At 43.6% G+C, this 20,605-nt stretch carries 26 protein-coding genes; 10 read left to right on the top strand and 16 right to left on the bottom strand.

Translation table 11 applies throughout. From position 1 onward, the window contains the following. Positions 1 to 36 precede the first annotated feature (36 nt). From ACN0VI_RS03490 to ACN0VI_RS03470, 5 genes are all read left to right on the top strand, one after another. Complete coding sequence (locus ACN0VI_RS03490; protein ID WP_417445796.1) at positions 37 to 576, top strand: DUF4124 domain-containing protein; 540 nt, start codon at positions 37 to 39, stop codon at positions 574 to 576. A gap of 100 nt (positions 577 to 676) precedes the next feature. Further along, positions 677 to 1,753 carry a nitrogen regulation protein NR(II) gene (gene glnL / locus ACN0VI_RS03485; RefSeq protein WP_417445795.1) on the top strand — a complete coding sequence of 359 codons (1,077 nt, stop codon included), beginning with the start codon at positions 677 to 679 and terminating at the stop codon, positions 1,751 to 1,753. Next, the gene (locus ACN0VI_RS03480) at positions 1,746 to 2,354 is read left to right on the top strand and encodes a response regulator (protein ID WP_331892964.1); all 609 of its coding nucleotides are present in this window, start codon (positions 1,746 to 1,748) and stop codon (positions 2,352 to 2,354) included. The genes glnL and ACN0VI_RS03480 overlap by 8 nt, the downstream gene beginning before the upstream one ends. Continuing rightward, complete coding sequence (gene trmL / locus ACN0VI_RS03475) at positions 2,355 to 2,816, top strand: tRNA (uridine(34)/cytosine(34)/5-carboxymethylaminomethyluridine(34)-2'-O)-methyltransferase TrmL (protein WP_331892963.1); 462 nt, start codon at positions 2,355 to 2,357, stop codon at positions 2,814 to 2,816. It begins immediately after the preceding gene. Positions 2,817 to 2,826: 10 nt separating this feature from the next. Next, positions 2,827 to 3,213, top strand: a complete 387-nt coding sequence (locus ACN0VI_RS03470; RefSeq protein ID WP_417445794.1) for a hypothetical protein — start codon at positions 2,827 to 2,829, stop codon at positions 3,211 to 3,213. A gap of 2 nt (positions 3,214 to 3,215) precedes the next feature. Here ACN0VI_RS03470 and gpsA read toward each other — a convergent pair whose 3' ends face one another. From gpsA to ACN0VI_RS03440, 6 genes are all read right to left on the bottom strand, one after another. After that, positions 3,216 to 4,226, bottom strand: a complete 1,011-nt coding sequence (gpsA, locus tag ACN0VI_RS03465; protein WP_417445793.1) for an NAD(P)H-dependent glycerol-3-phosphate dehydrogenase — start codon at positions 4,224 to 4,226, stop codon at positions 3,216 to 3,218. Further along, a complete protein-coding gene (gene secB / locus ACN0VI_RS03460) occupies positions 4,226 to 4,735 on the bottom strand; it encodes a protein-export chaperone SecB (RefSeq protein WP_331892960.1) in 510 nt (169 codons plus the stop codon). The genes gpsA and secB overlap by 1 nt, the downstream gene beginning before the upstream one ends. 27 nt (positions 4,736 to 4,762) lie before the next feature. Then, positions 4,763 to 5,026 carry a glutaredoxin 3 gene (grxC, locus tag ACN0VI_RS03455; RefSeq protein ID WP_331892959.1) on the bottom strand — a complete coding sequence of 88 codons (264 nt, stop codon included), beginning with the start codon at positions 5,024 to 5,026 and terminating at the stop codon, positions 4,763 to 4,765. Between the two features lie 32 nt (positions 5,027 to 5,058). Continuing rightward, the gene (locus ACN0VI_RS03450) at positions 5,059 to 5,484 is read right to left on the bottom strand and encodes a rhodanese-like domain-containing protein (RefSeq protein ID WP_331892958.1); all 426 of its coding nucleotides are present in this window, start codon (positions 5,482 to 5,484) and stop codon (positions 5,059 to 5,061) included. A 161-nt stretch (positions 5,485 to 5,645) separates the two neighbouring features. Then, entirely contained in the window at positions 5,646 to 6,110 is a 465-nt protein-coding gene (locus ACN0VI_RS03445) for an NfeD family protein (protein WP_331892957.1), read from the bottom strand. 9 nt (positions 6,111 to 6,119) lie between these two features. Further along, complete coding sequence (locus ACN0VI_RS03440) at positions 6,120 to 7,031, bottom strand: SPFH domain-containing protein (RefSeq protein ID WP_331892955.1); 912 nt, start codon at positions 7,029 to 7,031, stop codon at positions 6,120 to 6,122. Positions 7,032 to 7,218: 187 nt separating this feature from the next. Between ACN0VI_RS03440 and gpmI the strand changes: the two genes are divergently transcribed. From gpmI to ACN0VI_RS03415, 5 genes are all read left to right on the top strand, one after another. After that, positions 7,219 to 8,754: a 2,3-bisphosphoglycerate-independent phosphoglycerate mutase gene (gpmI, locus tag ACN0VI_RS03435; RefSeq protein ID WP_331893070.1), complete on the top strand. Its 1,536-nt coding sequence runs from the start codon at positions 7,219 to 7,221 to the stop codon at positions 8,752 to 8,754. A gap of 49 nt (positions 8,755 to 8,803) precedes the next feature. Continuing rightward, positions 8,804 to 9,916 (top strand): murein hydrolase activator EnvC family protein, encoded by a 1,113-nt coding sequence (locus ACN0VI_RS03430; RefSeq protein ID WP_417446565.1) that lies wholly within the window; start codon positions 8,804 to 8,806, stop codon positions 9,914 to 9,916. A gap of 27 nt (positions 9,917 to 9,943) precedes the next feature. Then, a complete protein-coding gene (locus ACN0VI_RS03425; protein ID WP_417445792.1) occupies positions 9,944 to 11,194 on the top strand; it encodes a S41 family peptidase in 1,251 nt (416 codons plus the stop codon). A gap of 198 nt (positions 11,195 to 11,392) precedes the next feature. Continuing rightward, a complete protein-coding gene (locus ACN0VI_RS03420) occupies positions 11,393 to 12,991 on the top strand; it encodes a hypothetical protein (protein WP_417445791.1) in 1,599 nt (532 codons plus the stop codon). Positions 12,992 to 13,012: 21 nt separating this feature from the next. Beyond that, complete coding sequence (locus tag ACN0VI_RS03415) at positions 13,013 to 13,543, top strand: hypothetical protein (RefSeq protein ID WP_331892951.1); 531 nt, start codon at positions 13,013 to 13,015, stop codon at positions 13,541 to 13,543. Between the two features lie 90 nt (positions 13,544 to 13,633). On the opposite strand, the gene nudE is transcribed toward ACN0VI_RS03415, so the two are convergent. From nudE to gspG, 10 genes are read right to left on the bottom strand one after another with little or no spacing between them, the layout of a single operon-like run. Continuing rightward, a complete protein-coding gene (nudE, locus tag ACN0VI_RS03410) occupies positions 13,634 to 14,179 on the bottom strand; it encodes an ADP compounds hydrolase NudE (protein ID WP_417445790.1) in 546 nt (181 codons plus the stop codon). A 6-nt stretch (positions 14,180 to 14,185) separates the two neighbouring features. After that, complete coding sequence (gene yrfG, locus ACN0VI_RS03405; protein WP_331892948.1) at positions 14,186 to 14,860, bottom strand: GMP/IMP nucleotidase; 675 nt, start codon at positions 14,858 to 14,860, stop codon at positions 14,186 to 14,188. Beyond that, complete coding sequence (gene gspN, locus ACN0VI_RS03400; RefSeq protein ID WP_417445789.1) at positions 14,839 to 15,585, bottom strand: type II secretion system protein N; 747 nt, start codon at positions 15,583 to 15,585, stop codon at positions 14,839 to 14,841. Before gspN ends, yrfG begins: the two co-directional genes overlap by 22 nt. Then, complete coding sequence (gene gspM, locus ACN0VI_RS03395; protein ID WP_417445788.1) at positions 15,582 to 16,064, bottom strand: type II secretion system protein GspM; 483 nt, start codon at positions 16,062 to 16,064, stop codon at positions 15,582 to 15,584. Before gspM ends, gspN begins: the two co-directional genes overlap by 4 nt. Continuing rightward, a complete protein-coding gene (gene gspL, locus ACN0VI_RS03390; protein WP_417445787.1) occupies positions 16,061 to 17,296 on the bottom strand; it encodes a type II secretion system protein GspL in 1,236 nt (411 codons plus the stop codon). Before gspL ends, gspM begins: the two co-directional genes overlap by 4 nt. Positions 17,297 to 17,298: 2 nt before the next feature. After that, positions 17,299 to 18,390 (bottom strand): type II secretion system minor pseudopilin GspK, encoded by a 1,092-nt coding sequence (gspK, locus tag ACN0VI_RS03385; RefSeq protein ID WP_417445786.1) that lies wholly within the window; start codon positions 18,388 to 18,390, stop codon positions 17,299 to 17,301. A gap of 2 nt (positions 18,391 to 18,392) precedes the next feature. Next, positions 18,393 to 19,097, bottom strand: coding sequence for a type II secretion system minor pseudopilin GspJ (gene gspJ / locus ACN0VI_RS03380; protein WP_417445785.1), 705 nt, complete (start codon positions 19,095 to 19,097; stop codon positions 18,393 to 18,395). Beyond that, a complete protein-coding gene (gene gspI, locus ACN0VI_RS03375) occupies positions 19,097 to 19,480 on the bottom strand; it encodes a type II secretion system minor pseudopilin GspI (RefSeq protein WP_417445784.1) in 384 nt (127 codons plus the stop codon). The genes gspJ and gspI overlap by 1 nt, the downstream gene beginning before the upstream one ends. A gap of 21 nt (positions 19,481 to 19,501) precedes the next feature. Then, positions 19,502 to 20,155, bottom strand: a complete 654-nt coding sequence (gene gspH, locus ACN0VI_RS03370; protein ID WP_331892936.1) for a type II secretion system minor pseudopilin GspH — start codon at positions 20,153 to 20,155, stop codon at positions 19,502 to 19,504. Beyond that, positions 20,124 to 20,594: a type II secretion system major pseudopilin GspG gene (gene gspG, locus ACN0VI_RS03365; protein ID WP_331892935.1), complete on the bottom strand. Its 471-nt coding sequence runs from the start codon at positions 20,592 to 20,594 to the stop codon at positions 20,124 to 20,126. Before gspG ends, gspH begins: the two co-directional genes overlap by 32 nt. Positions 20,595 to 20,605 lie beyond the last annotated feature (11 nt).

Below are 20,605 nucleotides of genomic sequence, written 5' to 3'. Positions count from 1 at the left end.
TCTAATTGATAAATTATTATTTACAGGGAAATTTTAATGTCATTTAAAGCTTCATACTTATTGAAATTTTTTATTCTGATGGCAAGTTGCTTATGGTTTTCATCAGCTGATGCCACCGTACTCTACAAAAAAATCGATAAAGATGGCAAAGTTATTTTTACCGATAAGCCTAGTGATGATGCAGAAGCTATAACTGTACAGTCTAATCGAAATGTGATTGCAGGGCCTCGTACAAATGTCAGCAATGAATCCGCCGCCAAGGATGATCCCAAAAATCCTGCCACAATTAAGTACGATGTTTTTTCTATCGATAGTCCCAGTAATGGTGAAAGTATCCAGTCACAGGATGGCTCAATCAATATTGTAGTTGGTATCACGCCTCAAATACGCCCCAATCACAGTATTCGACTACACATTAACGGCACTCGGGTAGGACAAGATCAAAAAATTCCTTATTTTAATTTAACGAATATCGCTAGAGGTTCTCAGGAACTTACAGCCATCGTTGTCGATGATGAAACAGAGGGCGTTATACAGACATCTAAGCCCATCACCTTCTATTATTCTGGTAATTAATTTAACTCTATCGTAATAATGATGCCTATGCGCACCAAAATGGTGCGCCATTGGTTTTCCCCTGTTATACTAATCGTCTTCTCTACCAACCACTCCTGCAATGAATACCAAAGCTCTGCTTGATCAGCTCTCCACAGCCGTCATGCTATTTGATACTCATGGTCGCTTTGCCTACCTGAATCAAACTGCAGAAAGCGCCCTGATGACCACATCCAAAGTTCTGTTAGGACAGCGCTACGGTTATTTCATCGCCAGCGATAGCCTACCGTTGCGTGAACTACTGAAAACGCTTAAAGACAATGGCAGCTTTGCTCAGGACGATCTAAGGTTAGAGTTACTTAATGGTCGTAACATTATCGCCAACTTCACAGGACATTGGATTCATCTGGACAAGCCGTACCTGATGGTTGAGTGGCAAGACAGACAAAGCATCAAGCGCTATCAAAACGAACTTGGTATTCTGCAACAAAATCAGATCAATAATAAACTGCTTGCGCAACTGGCCCACGAGGTCAAAAACCCGTTAAGCGGTATTGCCGGAGCAGCGCAACTTCTTGCTCAGGAGCTCCCTCTTGAGCAGCAGGAATTTACAGCTATTATTCAACATGAAATTGAGCGGCTTTCTAAGCTGGTAGATCGCATGTTACTTGGTGGTAAAAAAGCGAGCAAAGTATCCCTCAACATTCATGAAATCACCGAACAGGTTTATGACTTCTGCACTATAAACTTAACCAACCATATTCAGCTGATAAGAGATTATGATCCCAGCCTGCCCGAATTGAATATTGCTCCCGAGTCGGTTTATCAAGCTCTACTCAATGTTGTACAAAATGCAATTGATGCATGCGCTGAGCAGCAGCAAGCAACAGTCACGATTAAAACTCGCGCTATCCCGCGCCATAGCATTGGTACTAAACAATACCCACTCACTATCCGTATCAGTGTGATAGACGATGGACCAGGAATCGATCCTCTACTTCAGCCTAATGTGTTCGTGCCCCTTATCAGCGGAAAGCACAGCAGCGGACTAGGACTGGGTATCGCACAGAGTCTGATACAGCAGCAAGAGGGCATCATTGAGTTTACCAGTGACCCTTCCGGTACGACCTTTTCCATATACCTGCCCGTGATTAACACTGAAGCAGAAGCAGAAGCAGGATTGAACAACGATGAGTGAGCAAGCAACCATACTGGTAGTAGACGACGATAGCTCCATTCGCTGGGTGCTAGCGCGAGCACTACACAATGCTGAGTATAAAGTTATTTCTTGTGATAACGGAGTCGAGGCGCTTGAGCTGGTAAACACACACCAGCCCAATATTGTGATTACTGATATTCAAATGTCAGGCATGAGCGGACTGGAACTACTGGAAAAGCTCAATCAATCGCATCCGAGTCTACCGGTTATTATGATCACTGCTTATGCCGATACCGATATTGGTAGCCAAACCCATGAACTGGGGGCGTTTGATTACTTGCCGAAACCATTCAATATTAATCAGGTTATCAACATTTGTCGCAAAGCCCTGGATAATCAGCAACCTAATACCCATTTACCGGCATGGCAACAACAGATCCACAAGACCATTGAGCAGCATTACCACCAAGGGCAAACTAAAATATTGCAACAAATTCAAGATGATTTTGAGCGCTTTATCGCCGACAATGCGCTACGCCTGACTCAAGGGCACAAACAAAAGGCAGCCAAGCTTTTGGGCTGGGGACGTAATACTTTGACCCGTAAACTTCAACAATGGCAACAGCAGGATAACGACTGAATGTACCATATCGTTTTATTTGAACCAGAAATTCCGCCGAATACTGGCAATATCATTCGGTTGTGCGCCAACACAGGTTTTCAGCTTCATTTAATCAAGCCTCTTGGCTTTGAGATTGATGATAAACGCATGCGTCGCGCAGGGCTGGACTATCATGAGTGGGCACAAGTCAAAATCCATGAAAACTATCAACAGTTTCTCGATGCTGAGCAACCCAAACGATTATTCGGGCTTAGCACCAAAGCAAAACATTTTTTTCATCAGGTTGAATATCAGAGCGGTGATTATTTCATGTTTGGCCCAGAAACGCGCGGCTTGCCCAATCACATTTTGGAAGACATGGGTGACAGGTTGCTGAGAGTCCCTATGCGGCCCGACAGCCGTAGTTTGAATCTTTCTAATACCGTGGCCATTGTGACTTACGAAGTGCTGCGACAGAGAGAATTTGAGGGCTTTTTGTAAGGGGAAGATGGTGGGACTAGAGATAGGCTCTACGAGTTATTCTATAATTGCATGGACTGTGCTAACTCTACCTTGGCTGATAGCTCTTCTTGTTTATATCTTCAGTAAAACCAAGACATTGGCCAATATCTTAGTTACAGCCGCTTTTTTGATTTATATATTGATGAATATTTATCTCATACGCCATGCTCATCACTTAAGCGACTTCCCATTTGGGGGATTTAATTGGTGGCCGATATGGGTATTTTTAAGCTTTAAGATGGCATTGGCGATTGTTTACAGTATTTTGATAAGAATCAGGTGCAACCCCATCGTTTTTATCATTATCTGTGGCGGCATTAACTTAGTATCTGTATTTAATTTTAAGGGGGTTATTGCAATTCTTTCGCTTGAATAAGCCTATTCTAAGCTTTCTGATTTAAGGTCACGAGTTAATAACTCATGTGCGGCCTGACGGGCGTCAACACCTTCATAAATTATGCGATAGATCGCATCGCTGATTGGCATTTCGACTCCTAATCGCTCCGCCAGCATTTTGACTTCCTTAGCATTACGCACACCTTCAACCACCTGACCAATAGCCAGCTCTGCCTCATCTCGATTAGCGCCTTTACCCAAGGCTAAACCAAAGCGGCGATTACGCGACTGATTGTCAGTACAGGTTAAAACCAAATCGCCCATGCCTGCCATTCCATTGAAGGTTTCTTGCTTTCCACCTGCGGCGACACCTAAGCGAGTCATTTCAGCTAAGCCGCGAGTAATTAAGGCTGTTCTGGCATTCGCGCCATAACCTAAGCCGTCAGCAATACCCGCTCCGATGGCAACCACATTTTTAACAGCACCACCAACTTGTACACCAACGATATCGTCACTGGTGTAGACTCTGAAGCGGTCATTATGTAAGGCCAAGGCTAGTTGCTCTGCAAAATCATCATTGTTCGCTGCCAGAGTGATGGCAGTGGGCATGCCAATAGCCATTTCTTTAGCAAAAGTTGGCCCTGATAAAATGGCATGCGGCATGCTATCGCCTAAAATATTTTTCAAGACATTACCCAGTAAATCACCACTCTCGGGGTCGAGACCTTTGCTCGCCCATACTAGCTTGCTGTCTTGATTTACAAGAGGCTTAATCAGGTGCAACGTATCGCGAAATGCATGACTTGGAACCGCCACCAGAATAATAGGATGCTGTTCTAAAGCGTCATCAATTTGATCGGTTACTGATAGATTGTCAGGGAAAGTGACGTCAGGAAGGTATTTGGTATTCTGTTTTGCCTGCTGCATATCAACAACATGCTGAGAATTGCGAGCCCATAACTGAACACGATGTCCGTTACGGGCAAGCAAAACTGCCAATGCGGTTCCGTAAGAACCTGCCCCAAGAACCGCAAAGGAAAGTTGTGTAGACATTAAGCGTTCGCTTCGCCTTGTCCTGCCTGTTGCTGTTGAGCTTGCTGCATAGCCTGCTCATACAAAGCATTAAAATTAATCGGCTGCAAAGTAAAACGTGGGAAGCCACCGCGAGAAATAGTTTCTGAAACGGCTTCACGAACATAGGGAAGCAACTGCTCGCAGCAGAAAGTTCTTAGCATACGATTTCTAACTTCATCTTCTAGGCCTTTAACACCGAACACACCACCGTACTTCACTTCAGTGATATAAGCAGTTTTCTCGCCATTTTTAGCGGTTACAGTTACCTGCAATTCAACTTCGTAGCTGTTGTTTTCTAAATCCTTAACTTTGTTGTTAAGATTAACATCAATGCTTGGCTTGTATTGCTCCAAAAAGATTTCTGGTGAGTTAGGAGCTTCAAAAGAAACGTCTTTTGCATAAACTGTTTGGATTACAAGCTGCGCTCCTTCCGGAGTTTCAACTTGTTGCTCGCCATTATTTCCGATGTTTTGATCTTGCTCTGCCATAATATTCTCTCTTAATTTCTTAACTAATCATTCATTGTTGTCTTGCAAAAGTGGTAATAACTCACCCTTTCGGTGTAATGCATACAGGTCATCACAACCACCAATTGCACGCTCATTAATTATAATTTGAGGAACCGTATAACCACCGGTTAAAGATTCCATATGAGCTCGAAGCTCAGCATCTCCATCGACAGGAATCTCTTTATATTCAACCTGTAATTCATTTAATAACGATTTCGCTCTGACGCAGAATGGACAGTAACGAGTGGTGTAAATGGTTACTTGTGACATTGTAGTTCTCAAATATCGTTGGATGTTTTAGCTTAGCCTTTCGCTAAAGGCAAGTTTTCTGTAGTCCAGGACTGGATACCACCTTTTAGTTTATGTACTTCGGTGAAACCTTGTTTTCTGAGTTGCATCGCAGCATTACCTGCTTGCACACCGGCGTTACAGACCATAATGATGGGGGTTTCTTTATGCTTTTCAAGGTCCTTAATGCGGTCCTTAAGCTTACCAAAAGGAATATTCATCGAACCTGGGATATGACCCTTATTGAAATCCGCAATCGCACGCAGGTCAACTACCACTGCATTTTGCTTGTTGACCATTTGTGTCATCATTAATGGAGTCAATGACTTAGAGCCGCTGGTTGCGGTTTTAATCAAGCTAATAATAATTAGTACGGTAAATGCCAGCCAGGCAGTACCCAAAACTGGGTGATTACCGTAAAACTCAAGTAGTTGTTGCATCTGCTGATAAGCCTTTGGATTTCACAAAATAGAGACAGCGCATTATACACAAAACAGCACCAAGACCTAGAGTCTATAAGGATGCCTGATTAAAAATATAGCCACTGATATGACAAAATGGAGGCCTGAGCCTCCACTCCTATCGCAAATATAAAAGTTTGCTAAGCTTCAGGGTTAACTGCTTCAACCTTTAAAGTCGCTCCTTCAAAGCCAACCACCTTAACCTTGTTGCCTTCAGGTAAATCAGGCCCTTCCACACGCCAGTAAGAATCACCAACTCTAACCTTACCCACACCATTCACAATGGCGTTGCTAAGATTGAACTCTCGCCCGATCAAAGACTTACTTCGCTGATTGAGCGAACCCGAATCATCGTCCTGATCCAGCTTGTGTTTTTTAGCATATCGCTTCCAAAGAACCAGGCTAGCAACCGATATTAACGAAAAAACAAGCCATTGTACCTCAGGAGGCATTACTCCAGGCATCAGTAGCTGCAACACACCAACAACCAAAGCACCCACCCCAAACCAGAGCAAAATGGCGCCTGGAGCAAATATCTCCAGGATTAAAAGCACTAGCCCGAAAACCAGCCAGTGCCAATATTCAATTTGTAGGAAATACTCCATGGTTACCCCTTACTTTTTACCGAATGACTCTTTGGCAATTTCAGCAATACCGGCTACCGAGCCAATGATTGAAGAAGCTTCCAAAGGCAGCATTAACAATTTCTGATTATCCGAAGTGGCAATTTTAGCCAGTGCATCAACGTATTTTTGTGCTACGAAATAGTTAATCGCCTGTACATTACCTTCAGCAATCGCTTTCGACACCATTTGAGTTGCGTTCGCTTCCGCTTCCGCCTGACGCTCACGCGCTTCCGCTTCACGGAATGCCGCTTCTTTTTCACCTTCAGCTCTCAAAATAGAGGACTGCTTCATACCTTCAGCTTCCAAAATTTCAGACTGCTTGGTACCCTCGGCATCGAGAATCTGGGCACGCTTTAAACGCTCCGCTTTCATCTGTTGTGCCATTGCATCAACCAAATCACGTGGTGGTAAAATGTCTTTGATCTCTATACGAGTAACTTTCACGCCCCAAGGATTGGTCGCTTCATCCACAATAGTCAGTATCCGCGCATTGATTTCATCACGCTTAGACAACATCCAATCCAGATCCATACTACCCAACACAGTACGAATGTTAGTTTGTACCAGATTTTGCATGGCACGAGGCAATTCATTCACTTCATAGGTGGCTTTAATCGGATCGATCACCTGGAAGAAACACACGGCATCAATGGTGACAGTCGCGTTATCCTGTGAAATGACCTGTTGTGCAGGGATATCAAGTACCTGCTCTTTCATATTAACTGTGGCACCGACTTTATCAACAATGGGCACAATCAAATGCAGACCTGGTGACAAGGTCTTGCGATACTTTCCAAAGCGCTCAACCGTATATTCAAATCCCTGAACCACTGTTTTAACGCCAGAAAATAATAAAAAAACGATAAATACCGCAAACCCAATAATTAAACCCAGTTCCATGAATATCTCCTTAAATTGTTATTGAAATTGTTTTGGCCCATAACTATAGGGAATGTTTCCTAATGAGATCAATTGTTTTTATGTAACCAACTTTTGATAAGGAGATTGAAACTTGCTGGTGTCGACTGGCTTAGCATTCAGCCAAAAGGTACAATAGCGCCAACTTTTCATGCTAAATCAAGAATCCATGAGTAATACGCCAAAACCGATGGCCTTAATCATCCTTGATGGTTGGGGTTACAGTGAAGATCCGACCGATAACGCCATCATGGCTGCCAACACACCCAACTGGGACAAGTATTGGCAACAATACAGCCACACCCTGATTTCAGGCTCAGGAACAGACGTTGGTCTGCCCGATGGCCAAATGGGCAACTCCGAAGTGGGTCATTTAAACCTGGGAGCTGGTCGTGTGGTCTATCAGGATTACACCCGCATCAGCAAAGCCATTGTCGACGGTGACTTTTTTGAAAACAAAACCTTGGTGGCGGCAATTGATAAAGCGGTTGCGCAGAACAAAGCAGTGCACCTCATGGGGTTGCTTTCTCCTGGCGGCGTGCACAGCCACGAAGAACACTTCCACGCAGTGCTGAAACTGTGTCATCAGCGTGGCGCTAAAAAGGTTTATATCCACGCTTTTCTGGATGGCCGCGATATGCCACCACGCAGCGCCGAAGCCAGCCTGAAACTAATGCAGCAAGTCTGTCAACAGCAGGGCGTCGGTCGCATTGCCAGTATCATCGGTCGCTACTACGCGATGGATCGTGACAATCGCTGGGAGCGTGTCGAAGAAGCCTATCAAATGCTGACTGAAGGCAAAGCCACTTATCATGCCGATGATGCGGTCGATGGTTTACAAGCCGCTTATGCGCGTGATGAAAACGATGAGTTTGTAAAAGCCACCACCATCGGTGAACCAGTAGCCATTGAAAATGGCGATAGCGTTATCTTTATGAATTACCGCGCTGACCGCGCGCGCCAGTTAAGCAAAACCTTCGTTAATGATGATTTTGTTGGCTTTACCCGCAAGGTTCGCCCGCAACTTGCTGACTTTGTGACGCTGACCGAATATGCGTCAGACATTCCAACAAGCACCGCCTACCCGCCGATTGCTATGACCAATGTGCTTGGCGAACACTTAATGAAGCTTGGCAAGAAGCAGTTACGTATCGCTGAAACCGAAAAGTATGCTCACGTAACCTTCTTTTTTAATGGCGGTAGCGAAGAACCATTTGCTGGCGAAGACCGCAAGCTTATACCATCGCCCCAAGTTGCCACATATGACCTGCAACCAGAAATGAATGCGGCCATGGTCACAGACCACCTGGTTAAAGTCATCGAAAATCAAAGCTATGACGTGATTATCTGTAACTTTGCCAACCCGGACATGGTTGGCCACACCGGAAATTTCGATGCCACCGTCAAAGCAATTGAAGCATTGGACGTTTGCATTGGTCGCATCGTCGAAGCGCTGGAAAAAGTTGGCGGCGAAGCTTTAATTACAGCCGACCATGGTAATGCTGAAAAGATGGCGGATGCCTCAACCGGCCAAGCCCATACTGCACATACCAGCGAGCCAGTCCCTCTTCTTTATGTTGGGCGAACAGCGACGGTTAAAGTCAGTGATGGAGTTCTCTCTGATTTAGCTCCAACCATGTTAACCTTGATGGGCTTATCCATTCCTGAAGAAATGACGGGGCGTCCAATCTTTGAAGTTAACTGATTTTTTCGTTTTATTTTCTGTTAAGTCAACGCCTCGGTGTCTACTGCTGGTGTTGGCTTTGTTTTTCTCATCTTCTGCATTGTCAGCACAAAATCAGGAACGAGCAGAGCAGGAACTGCAACAGTTAAAGCAGGTCATTAGTCAGCTACAAAAACGATTAGCGGAAAACCGTAGCCAGCAAAGCGACACCGAAAAAGCGATTCAGGCAATCGATGTTAAACTGTCTTCTGTCAGCAAAGAATTACGCGATACCCAAAACAAAATCACCCAGAATAAAAATCAACTTAACCAGCTGCAAAATCAGAAAACCGAGAAGAACATCCTTAAAGAACAGCAAAGAAAGCAGCTATCTTCCCAGTTACGCAGTGCCTACATTGCCGGCCAGGAAGAATACATTAAACTCCTTTTGAATCAGGAAGACCCAGCAAAAATTTCTCGTATGTTGCAGTATTATCGCTACCTCAACGAAGCACGAATTCGCGACATTGAAGCTTTGCAGAAAACCTTACAAGAACTACAGCAGGTTGAACAACAGATTAATTCCAAAACACTTGAGTTAACCGAACTTGAAGCAAAACAAAAGCAACAAGTTGAGCAGCAGCTTTCTTTAAAATCGCAACAAACGGATGCACTCAAAAAGCTTAAGCAAGAATACCAAAATCAAAATACTCGTCTGGCACAACTTCGTAAAGACGAACAGGAATTGCAGTCAATTATTTCCTCACTACAACAAACCCTCGAAGACTTTGCTCCAAAGCAATCTCTCAAAGGACTGGCTAAGCACAAAAACAAATTGAACTGGCCCGTTAAAGGAACCGTTGAACATCGCTTTGGCAGTAATAAATTTGAAAACAAAGTGAAATGGAACGGCATTGTCATTAATGCATCATCAGGCCAAACTGTGCAGTCGATTCATAATGGTCAAGTCGTTTTTGCAGATTGGTTGCGCGGGTTTGGACTAATGGTTATTATCGATCATGGTCAAGGTTACTTATCACTCTATGGACAGAATGAGAGTTTGCTTAAGTCTACTGGGGACTGGGTTGAAGCAGGCGAGCCTGTCGCAACGGTGGGGAGAAGTGGTGGCAGTTCGGAACCTGGTTTATATTTCGAGATTCGATATAAAGGCAAACCACAAAATCCATTAAGCTGGATCAAATAATTCTACAAAGAGTACTGAGGGAAACTTATGAATCGCATGGTGTACTGTTTAATCTTCTGGTTAGCTACCTGCCCAATTATTGGAGCGGCAGAACACCCTGATGAGCAAGCTCCAGTGCAACAACCCCCCCCAGAAAACTCTATCGAAACCCTGCCCCTAGATGAATTGGCAGCTTTGGCTGATGTCTACGCTGAAATAAAAAAATCTTACGTTCATGAGTTAACCGACAAAGAAATTCTCGATGGTGCCATTCGTGGCATGCTGCATAACCTCGATCCTTATTCAAGCTACCTGAATGCTGAGCAGTTTGCCCAGCTGGAAGAAAGCGCCACAGGCGATTACGCCGGTATCGGCATAGAAGCCATCCACTTGCCCGAAGGTATTAAGGTTATGGCGATTGTTCAGAGCTCACCAGCCAAAGAGGCTGGACTTGAGCTCAACGATATTATCACTGAGATTAATGGCAGCTCGACAAAAGGCATGACCGACGTCGAAGGCTCCGAACTCATGCGTGGCCCACCGGGCAGCAAGGTTACCCTAAACGTCATCAAGGCTAATAACAATAAGATCCAAACCATTACCCTTACTCGCCAAATTATTCATACCACCAGTGTTCGTTATCAGTTACTTGAACAACATATTGGGTATGCACACATTAATGAATTTCAAATCCGCTCGGCTAATGACCTGAGTAAGGCTATTAGCGCGATGGAAAAACAAAACAAAGCACCATTAGCCGGCTTTATACTGGACTTGCGCTACAATCCTGGTGGCTTGTTGGATGGAGCAATTGAAGTCAGTGACTTATTTTTAAATGCCGGAGTGATCGTTTCCACTAAGGGTAGATTACCCGAAGGTAATGAATCTTACACTGCAACTTCTGGTGATATTCTTCGCGGTAAACCAATGGCTGTGTTAATCAATGGTAGCTCTGCCTCTGCCTCTGAAATTGTTGCGGGCGCTTTACAGGATCATCATCGAGCGACTATTGTCGGCACTGATTCTTACGGTAAAGCTATGGTGCAAACCATTTTACCCGTGCATGGCGGTAATGCCGTAAAACTTACTACCGCTCTGTATTACACGCCTGATGGGAAATCGATCCAGGACTCAGGTATTAGCCCTGATATTTCGGTTGAGTTTGAGCCGTCAGAAGACTCACAGAATGGGCCAGTTGCCACTCGTGCAGGCGATGTATTGAATGATTACAAAAGTGACAATCAGGTGATGGCGGCATTAGATCATCTGATTCAACGGCTAAACTCTAAATCTCTTTGATCGCACAAGAACTCTGGCTTCCTCTATCTTATTGAATTGAAAGTATTTCCCTGTTTTCAGCCGTTCTTCAGCTAATCTTCACAATAGCCCTGTTAAGCTAAAATAAGTCATCGCCATTTACAAACAACCTGTATTTGTTCATATTCTATATAGGTGACATCGTTTATCCTTGTTTAACCATACCTTTGGAGAATATCAATGAAGCTTATTCGTAGCACCTTTATTATCGCTACATTAGCCTTGCTAGCAGCTTGCAGTGGTGGCAGTGATGGTGATTCTAATCCGCCGTCCACCGGCCCAGCTCCTGATAAAGTAACCGTATCAGGAACTATCACCTACGACAATGTTCCGCACAACACCAGTACTAATGGCTTGGATTATAACAATACTTTTGAGTTTCCAGTTCGTGGCGCTACTATTCAGGCACTTCAAGGTAGCTCAATCATTGCTATTACTCAAACCAATGACAACGGCCAATACAGCTTTGAGCTTGATTCCAATATTAATATAAAGATTCGTGTCAGAGCAGAGCTGCTACAAACTGGCTCTCCAAGTTGGCACACAAGAGTCGTAGATAACACCAATAACGGTGCTCTTTATGTTCTTGACTCATCAACCTTCTCAACCGGTAGTACCAACCAGACTCGCAATCTTAATGCAGCATCTGGCTGGGGAGGTAGCAGCTACACTTCTACTCGTGCGGCAGCTCCATTTCATATTCTGGATCGTGTTTATGAGACTATTAATAAGCTTGTAACTGTGGACAGTACCATTAATTTTCCAGCATTAAACATTAACTGGAGTGTCAACAATATTCCTCAGTCAGGAGATCGCACTCAGGGTCAGATTGGCACTTCATTTTACAGCAGTGGTCAAATCTATTTACTAGGTGCAGAAGATACTGATACCGATGAATACGATGGCCATGTCATTATTCACGAATGGGGGCACTACTTCGAAGACTTGCTAACTCGCTCAGATAGTATTGGGGGTCCTCATTCCGGCGGTGACCGACTTGATATGCGCGTTGCCTTTGGTGAAGGCTTTGGTAATGCCTGGGCGGGTATTATTACCGATGACCCTTTCTATCGAGATTCCCTTGGCTCAAATCAGTCTCAAGGCTTTTCTATCAATGTCGAAAACAACAATGTCTCAAACAAAGGGTGGTTTAACGAAAGCTCCGTTCAGGCGATACTGTATGACATTTATGATGGCCTTAACGACGACACAGCAAATCTTGGTTTAGCTCCGATCTATGAAGTTTTTATCAATGAGCAAAAGAATACCGAAGCCTTTACCAGTATTTTCAGCTTTATTACTTACCTCAAGGCCAATAATCCGGGACAAACCACTCAAATTAATAGCTTAGTCAACGGCCAAAACATGGTCACCAACATGGATATTTGGGGTAGTAACGAAACCAACAATGGTGGTAATAGCAACAACTTACCGGTTTACACAGTTCTCGCCCCTAACTCTGCTACTGAGCGCGTATGTACCAACACAACCAATGGTGATGACAGTAACAAATTGGGTAACCATGTGTTTTTTCGCCTCAATATAGCAATAGCAGGAAGCTATACTCTGCGATTGACGCCGGTAAACTCAAATGACCTGGATGCCTTTATTTATTTTGAAGGCTCATTGGTTGCCCTTACCCAAGAATTTGGCACAGGAGTGGTCAATTTAGAAGCAACGCTGCCAGCTGGAATTTCCGTTGCAGATACCCTTGCCTATGACTCCAGCGGCTCAAATATTGTCGGAGCTTGTTATGACGCGCAACTTATTAGTAACTAACACAATATTAAGGCACATACTATGAAATCTCTTACTACAATATTAACGGTTATTGGTAGCTTGGCACTGGGTATTTTGTCTCTGTCAGCCTGTGCCAACCAAACTGAAACCAGCAAGACCAGTCAGGCTTACCAAAGCCCAGGAAAACCTGGTGCTAATGTTTCTATCAATTATCGCGTAAGCAAAGAACGCGTTGCTGTTGGTGAAGCTGTTCAGATCCATTTATCAGCCGAAAATAACAAGCAAGATGTTATCGCACGACTGCAAACCAGCGACAAGTTACTAATGACCAACAACAAGGAGCTCACCTTCAAAGCTAGCCCCTTGAAGCAACAACCTGCAGAACAAGTGATTACGGTTATTCCACAATCCGAAGGCATTCACCTGGTCACTATTTTCGCAAAAGAACTGTCAGTAGCTTATGAAAAACCGATAGCGATTCAAATTGTTGCAGGTGACAAGCCAGTCGGTGAATATTTAGAGATTAATGGCACACTAGAGCAACAGGAAGATGGTGAAACAGTGATCTCAATGCCTGCCGAAGAAAAGTGATTTTGTTTAAACGTCTTCTTGCATCACTTTATTACACATAAAAAACAGCGAGCATTTGCTCGCTGTTTTTTGTTTGTTTTTTATGACTTGTTACGATTTGGCTAAATAGTCTTTCAATAAATAGAGTGCTGCAATACTACGAGCTTCACTAAACTCTTCAACGTCCAAAAGTTTGTCCATGTCACTTATTTTCCATTCCACCACTTCAATCGGCTCAGGCTCATCGCCTTCCAGCTTGCTCGGGTATAAACCCTCAGCTACCACAATATCCATTTGATGACTTAAATAACCTGGAGCCAGACTAACTTTACGCAACACTTTAAGGTGATTTGCTGCATACCCTACTTCTTCCTGTAACTCACGATTCGCCGCTTGCTCACTACTTTCACCAGCATCAACCAATCCTTTGGGGAAAGCCAGCTCATAGCGCTCGACTCCGGCGGCGTATTCTTTTATTAAAAGCATGGTGTCTTTATCTAACAACGGTAATATCATCACCGCGCCATGTTTGCCAGCTTTCAGTCTTTCATAAATACGGTAAACGCCATTAGAAAACTCAAGCTCCATTTCTTCCACCCCGAAAATACGCGTCTGGGCTATAAGCTTGGTCTGTTTTATTTTGGGTGGTTCACGCATAGATTATTATCCAATAATTTCATTCAGTTGATTAATGCTTGGGAATTTCAAACCATCTTTGATCGGTAGCGACAGGTCAGGCTGGCTGACCGACAGGACCAGTTTAACTCCCGATTGTTGCGCTACCGTTAAAATGTCCTCAGAGTCATCAACAAATAAACATTTGTCCAGCGGTAGTTTTATCTCTTGCTGCAAACGAGTCCAGAAATCAGGCGACTCTTTTGGTCTAGAGAATTGATGAGAGGAGTAAATATCATCAAAGTACTTAGCGATTAACACTCGATCCATTTTAACCGCTAAAGTATCCGGGTGAGCATTGGTGACCAGCACTAATCTTTTATTATGAGCTTTCGCCTTATTTAAGAACTCAATGGTTCCCGGGCGGATAGCAACATTATGTGCCAAGTCATACTTGTGCTTGATAATATCAATACCTAATTGCTCACTCCAGAAGTCAGTGCAATACCATTCAAGCGTACCCTTGTAGTCATGGTACAAATCAAAGAGTTGTTTTTGTGCAGTTTCGAGGTCAACAGCCAGCTTATCCGCGTAGAGCTTGGGCACTTGCCTTAACCAAAAATCATTATCAAAAGCCAGATCCAGCAGAGTACCATCCATATCTAACAAAATGGCTTCAAGTTCATCCCACTGGCTTTGTGTTAAGGCAGGCGACCATTCCATTTAATTAGGATCCTGTTGTTTTCAGTTCGCCCCAACTGGGTTAACCATTGCTTAATATTTGAAGGAACATCAGTCTGTGTACTAACATCAAGTTGATACTGCTTATCGAAACCAACTTCAAGTGTGCCTTTCAAATCCAGCATTCCGGGATTTTCGGTGATGGTTAGCAAAGCTCTACCATTGTCAGTGCGCTCTATGGTGAAGTGAATATCACCTATCTCAAGAACAGAATTAGGATAGCCAACCACCGCATTTTGCCAGTAACCATTTGCTTCTAATGCTTTTAGCTCATTAGGTGCTAATTTAACAATTTCGATTTCACCAATGAAATGACCTGAAAGCTCTGTGATCGGTAGTTGTATCCAATCAAGAATACTCGAAGCATCGATCTGGTAACGAGCATTATGCACAGCCAAGTTTTGGCTATTAAGGGTGATATTACCATCCACAGACAAGTTATTATCATTTACCCGAATATGAGAACTTAAATTCCCAACCAGTAAATTGAAAAAGCTGGTCTTTATTGAAATCTCTTCAATTGAGCGGCCTTGAAATATGATGGACTCTAATGAAGCATCCCATAGAGTTCCCGAAGGCTGATTGAGTGTCACTTGTTTCAAATCATTGGTTGCCCACGGCAATACGATTCTTGCAGGAGCCATGGCAATCAATAATACCAGTAAAACCGCAACTCCAATTATGGAGCCCAAAACCCATTTCTTCATGAAGCTTTAATCAGTTTGATCGAAGCATCCACTTTGCCCACAGTATCCTTTTTTGAGACTCTTAATGTGTCTACGACTAAACCACGTTCCTGCTCTAACAATGAAATCCAACGTAAAAGCTGATCAAATTCCACATCATCCAGTCGTAATTGGATCTCTTTATTACGTTCACGCTCTTCAATTCGCGAGAAACTTAGACCAAAACTTTTAGCGCTCTGATTCACCAGCTGATTTAAAGAAACATTAGCATTATTGGCCTTTGCCGGACCGGCACTTTTAATTGCTGCCACCTGTTTCTGAACGGTAACCATCTGATTTTCATAGTAACTTAAATCATCGTTTAAGTTGCTGAAATAATTTTTCAATGGCAACACTACCACCAAAAACACCAGCAAAATAGCCATAGCAATACCGAGTGCCAACACCATGTTCTGCTCGCGTTTCTGCAATCCTGAATACCAGGTTTTTAAAGCACTCATTGTTTCACTCCTACAGAGATTCTAGCCGACCAGACCCCGCCATTTTCTGAAGCGTTCCGCATCTCGACCTGCATACCGGATGACTCCAGCTTGGTTTGTGCGCCGGTCAATGTTGTATAGCTAGCTGCTTCCACATCAAAACTTAACTGCGCCTGGCTTGATAAATATTCCAACTGAGAAACCTTAATCTCTTTTGGATTGATCGCTGCCAATGACTTATCAAACAATAGCATAAAGCTGTTCGTTGAAGCAGCATCGCCACCTAACGTTGAAAAACGATTCGATACCTGTATCAATCCAGTATTCACATCATTGATATTAGGAAAAACCTCCTGAACACTTGCCAGCATCTGTTGCTCTAAATTCGCTCGCTGCTGACCCAGGACAATCATTTGACTAATCATATAAATGATACCAACTCCAACAAGAACGCTAGCAGCAATTGCGGGAAGCTTCCATTGGCCCAGGTTCATCTGACTTTTCTTCTGTGATGAAAACTCTTGTTGTAAAAGGTTGATCGAAGAATAATTAAACTGACTGCATAGCCACTCCAAGCTATTACCAACAGCCATTTTCTGAATGGCTAATCCTGCGACACCTGAAAGCAATTCGCTTTGCTCATGAGGGCTATAAATTCTAACCGCTTGAGAAACCGTTTGATTTTCTTCAAATTGACTCTGTAAATTCCAGTTAACTAAATCCGCTAACATGTCTACTTCAGTAGACCAATATTCATTAGCAGACTGTCTGACTAAAACAGAGTCGTCATGCTCTAGTAATGTCCACGCATCTTCAAACAATGGTAAGCAGGCGGCATCTGAAACCGCATAGTCTGGCTCGATGGACGCTTCTTTAAGCCGCTCAAGCACACCTGAAAGATACGCTTTATCGACAACATTAACTGCTAACATTCCATCACTGTTAACGCCACCTAATGCAAACATTTGATGCTCTACATTTTCGAGCACCTGCTCCTCCAATATGTAAGGAACGGCTTTTTCCAGCTGCTTACGGCTACGTGTCGGTGCTTTAACATTAAAACAGCGTACTCGGCTAGCTGGTAATAGTAGTATTACTTCCTGTTGATTGGCTTGCTCGGCAAGCGCAATCATGTCATCCAGTAATAACTCACCCTGCTCCTTCAGTTTAGGAACCGATTCCTCATAGGTTAAGAGCCCCCACTCCAAAGACTCTTCATCGCTTTTTAATCGAATAAATAATCGACCTTTCATTGCTAATCTCCAATGTGGCGTGCAACCACTTGAAATTTACTGTCAGATTTCATCAGTAATGATTGCACTTTAGCATTGCCAGTTTGCACTATTGCTGTTGCAGTTAATTGCATATACTGGCTATCAAAAACTAATCTACCGCGCCCATCCTGAGACACCTTACCACTCCCCAAAGTCTCAAAAAAGGTGGCTTCATCGTATCCATCTTCTGGCAACTGCTCTAAAGCCTGCCTGACCGTGGCCAGATCAACATCCTCTAATAATATCCATACCAATTCCGCGTGTTCAGGCTTCACCGTATTAACATTAATCGTTCCCTGCTCAGTGGGCAACACACAAATATAGTCTTTTATGCTGTCATAGACATTGGCATCAAACCCCTTTACCACCATCAACTCACTGGTGTGGGCCATGAAAGTATTGCCTGTCCGATAAGGTTTTCTATAGCCGGTATAGGTATAATCTTCTGCGCCGTCAATTCCGCTCGGCTCCAGGTCATCATCAATCCAATCTCGCATCGCCGTAGCTAAAGCTTGTGGTGATGACTCTCCGCTCTCAATCAGTGGCTCTATTAACTTGGCAAAAAGCTTTTGCCCCGGCAGAGCTTCGTTCCTATCACCAGCGGACTCTTCTACCACCTGTAATCCACTACCGCCGCCGCCAATTTCTCCTCCACCTTCTCTTTCGTCACCAGCTGCAGCCATTGGCTCCATAATAATACTGTTGAGGTTGAAGCAGCTATGCATGTCTCTGATAGACCCTTGCAGCTGCCCCATGTTTTGTTCAATGGGAAACATCATTGGACTCTGTGCCCAAGGTTGATTCCGGTGGACTCTTTCTTGCTCACTTTCTTCAAAGTAATTTTGCAACAAGCTTTTAGCAAACTCCTCAGCGCCATACATATACTGATAAGCTTTAGAGCTGTTAATAATATTAGCGGTACGACGGTTATTCATATTTTGATTCGACAAAATATGGATAGACATAATACTCAACACACTAAATATCACTAACACCGTAATTAAAGCGATGCCCTTCTGACGATTCGCTTTGCCGATTCGTGTTGATAAAACTATAGAAGATCGTTTATTCATCTCTAACGCCTTCCACGGTCATCATTATTGTCACCATCACGTTCCGAGTCACCGCCGCCACTCCTACCATCATCCCTGTCATCGTCACGCTCACTGGAGCTAAAATCAGTCAACGGAAATAGCCTATAAATTTCACCATAATCTTGTAATGAAATAGTGACTTTTATCGCTTGAGGCATAGCGCCCTTACTGCCGCGGTCAATGATCCAGTCTTCTTTCCAGTTCTCTTCGTCTAAAAACTCAAGCTTGAACTCATTGACGCCTTTTAACATCACCCGCGTTAACTCCTGGCCTTCCTGTGCAGGATCGATATACAGCCAGTGGTGCCTCAACAGCGCATCATCCACAAATTCATATTTCAAATGCTGCAACTCGCTGCGAGTAAGTTTTGCTGGATTCCGCCAACCTGCGCGGGTAAATTCCAGGTAGCTATTCACACTATTGGTTTCACCAACAATAAGTGGTGAGGTGTCTCCGTATTCATCTCGGCGAGTTCGCGGTACCAGATAGCGAATATCTTCTTCCAGCTGACGAACCGCCATTTGTATTTCCCGCAATCGCTGAATTTGTTTGTCATTAGAATCTGATGCTCTTTGCACAAACGTAAATACCTGCAACGCTCCTGCCACCACAATACTAAATACAAACAAAGCGACCATGATTTCGGTAAGAGTAAATGCTGATTGTTTTGAATGTATACGTTTCATCAGCGCTTCTCTTTTTTACCGACAAAACCAATCATTGAAAAGCTACCTTGTTCACCGGTTAAAATGACTACGGTCACTCTTCGCATATTCTCATCTGCGGTATTAACAACTTCATGCTCCCATCGCCACTCCTGGCCCGCGAACTCAACTTCTCCTTGTTTACGTCCTATTGAAGGCCAGTCATCCTTAAGTTGCAACTCAGCCAGATGATTTTGTGCGATGTAGCTTGCCAGGGTTTTCTCTTTAGCATTGCCAATCGCGGTCACGCTGGCAGCATACAATCCAGTCAACATGGGCGTAATAAAAATAGCAAATACTGCTAAAGCGATTAATAGCTCCAGCAGACTTAAGCCTTTTTGTTGTTTGCCCATTCTTGATTTCATGGATTCACTTTAGTTTGCTTATTAAAACGGTTCATCCAGTTCCAGGTCCCAGTCATGTCTATAATGACCTTCAATGGCTGGTGTTAACTGGACATCACCTAAATAATTACCGGTCACTCGGTAAAACCTTGCGTCATCGCGATCTAAACCGATGGTCACCGTAAACTCATTCATTTCACCGCTGGAGAGAATAAAAATTTGTGGTGGTTCAACATTTTTGGTTGCATCATCTTCGGCTTGCTCATCTTCAGCATCGCCTTTCATCACCTCATCCTCTGCCGAGCTTCCGAGCAGCGCCTCCTGGCCTTCAACATTGACATACATTTCAATAGGCTCATCTAATTCAACCTTCCTTAGCAATGCATGATCTTGCAATGGGCTCCAGCGCTCTCCGTCATACAGCAAGAAACTGTAACCATCCTGTTCAACTCGAATACCAACCTCAATACCACGAATAATCGATTCTTCTTGCGCAATCTGTATCAGACCAAACAGTTGATGTGCTTTATTCTTTAGTTTGGCTGCATCATTATCCGAAAAGGCAATTACCGCCACTGACAACATGATGCCTGCAATTGCCAGCGCTATAAGAATTTCAAGCAGGGTAAACCCTGCTTGAATAGTGGAATGTCGAACAGACGGTTTACTGATTGTCGCGGTTGAAGTTGGCTTCATGTACATTCCAAGGACTAATGTCCATATTTTCACCGTCACCACCTGGACGACCATCAGCACCTAAAGTGTAAAGGTCATAGTCATGATTACGGCCTGGTTGCATGTAAACATATTCACGCTTCCAAGGATCGGTAGGGATAGCACGACTGCCTAGATATCCATTGCGTGGATAATTCTGTGGCACTGGATTGGTTGAAGGTTTCTCAATTAATGCTCGTAAACCTTGCTCAGTAGTTGGGTAATAACCATTGTCCAGTTTATAGTTTTGCAAAGCCATTTCGATAGTACCTAGATCAGACTTCAACTTTTGAAGACTTGCTTTGTCGGTATTACCCAACAAGCTTAGTGTCACTACTGTGCCCATAATGGCAACGATTGCTAAAGCAATCAAAATTTCAGTCAAGGTAAAACCTTTCTGTTTGCGCAATATACGTTTCATTTCAACTCCGA

Source organism: Kangiella sp. (genome assembly GCF_048265365.1).
Lineage (GTDB): Bacteria > Pseudomonadota > Gammaproteobacteria > Enterobacterales > Kangiellaceae > Kangiella.
The sequence above is the reverse complement of the archived record's forward strand: the minus strand, read 5'-3'. Positions and strand labels throughout refer to the sequence as shown.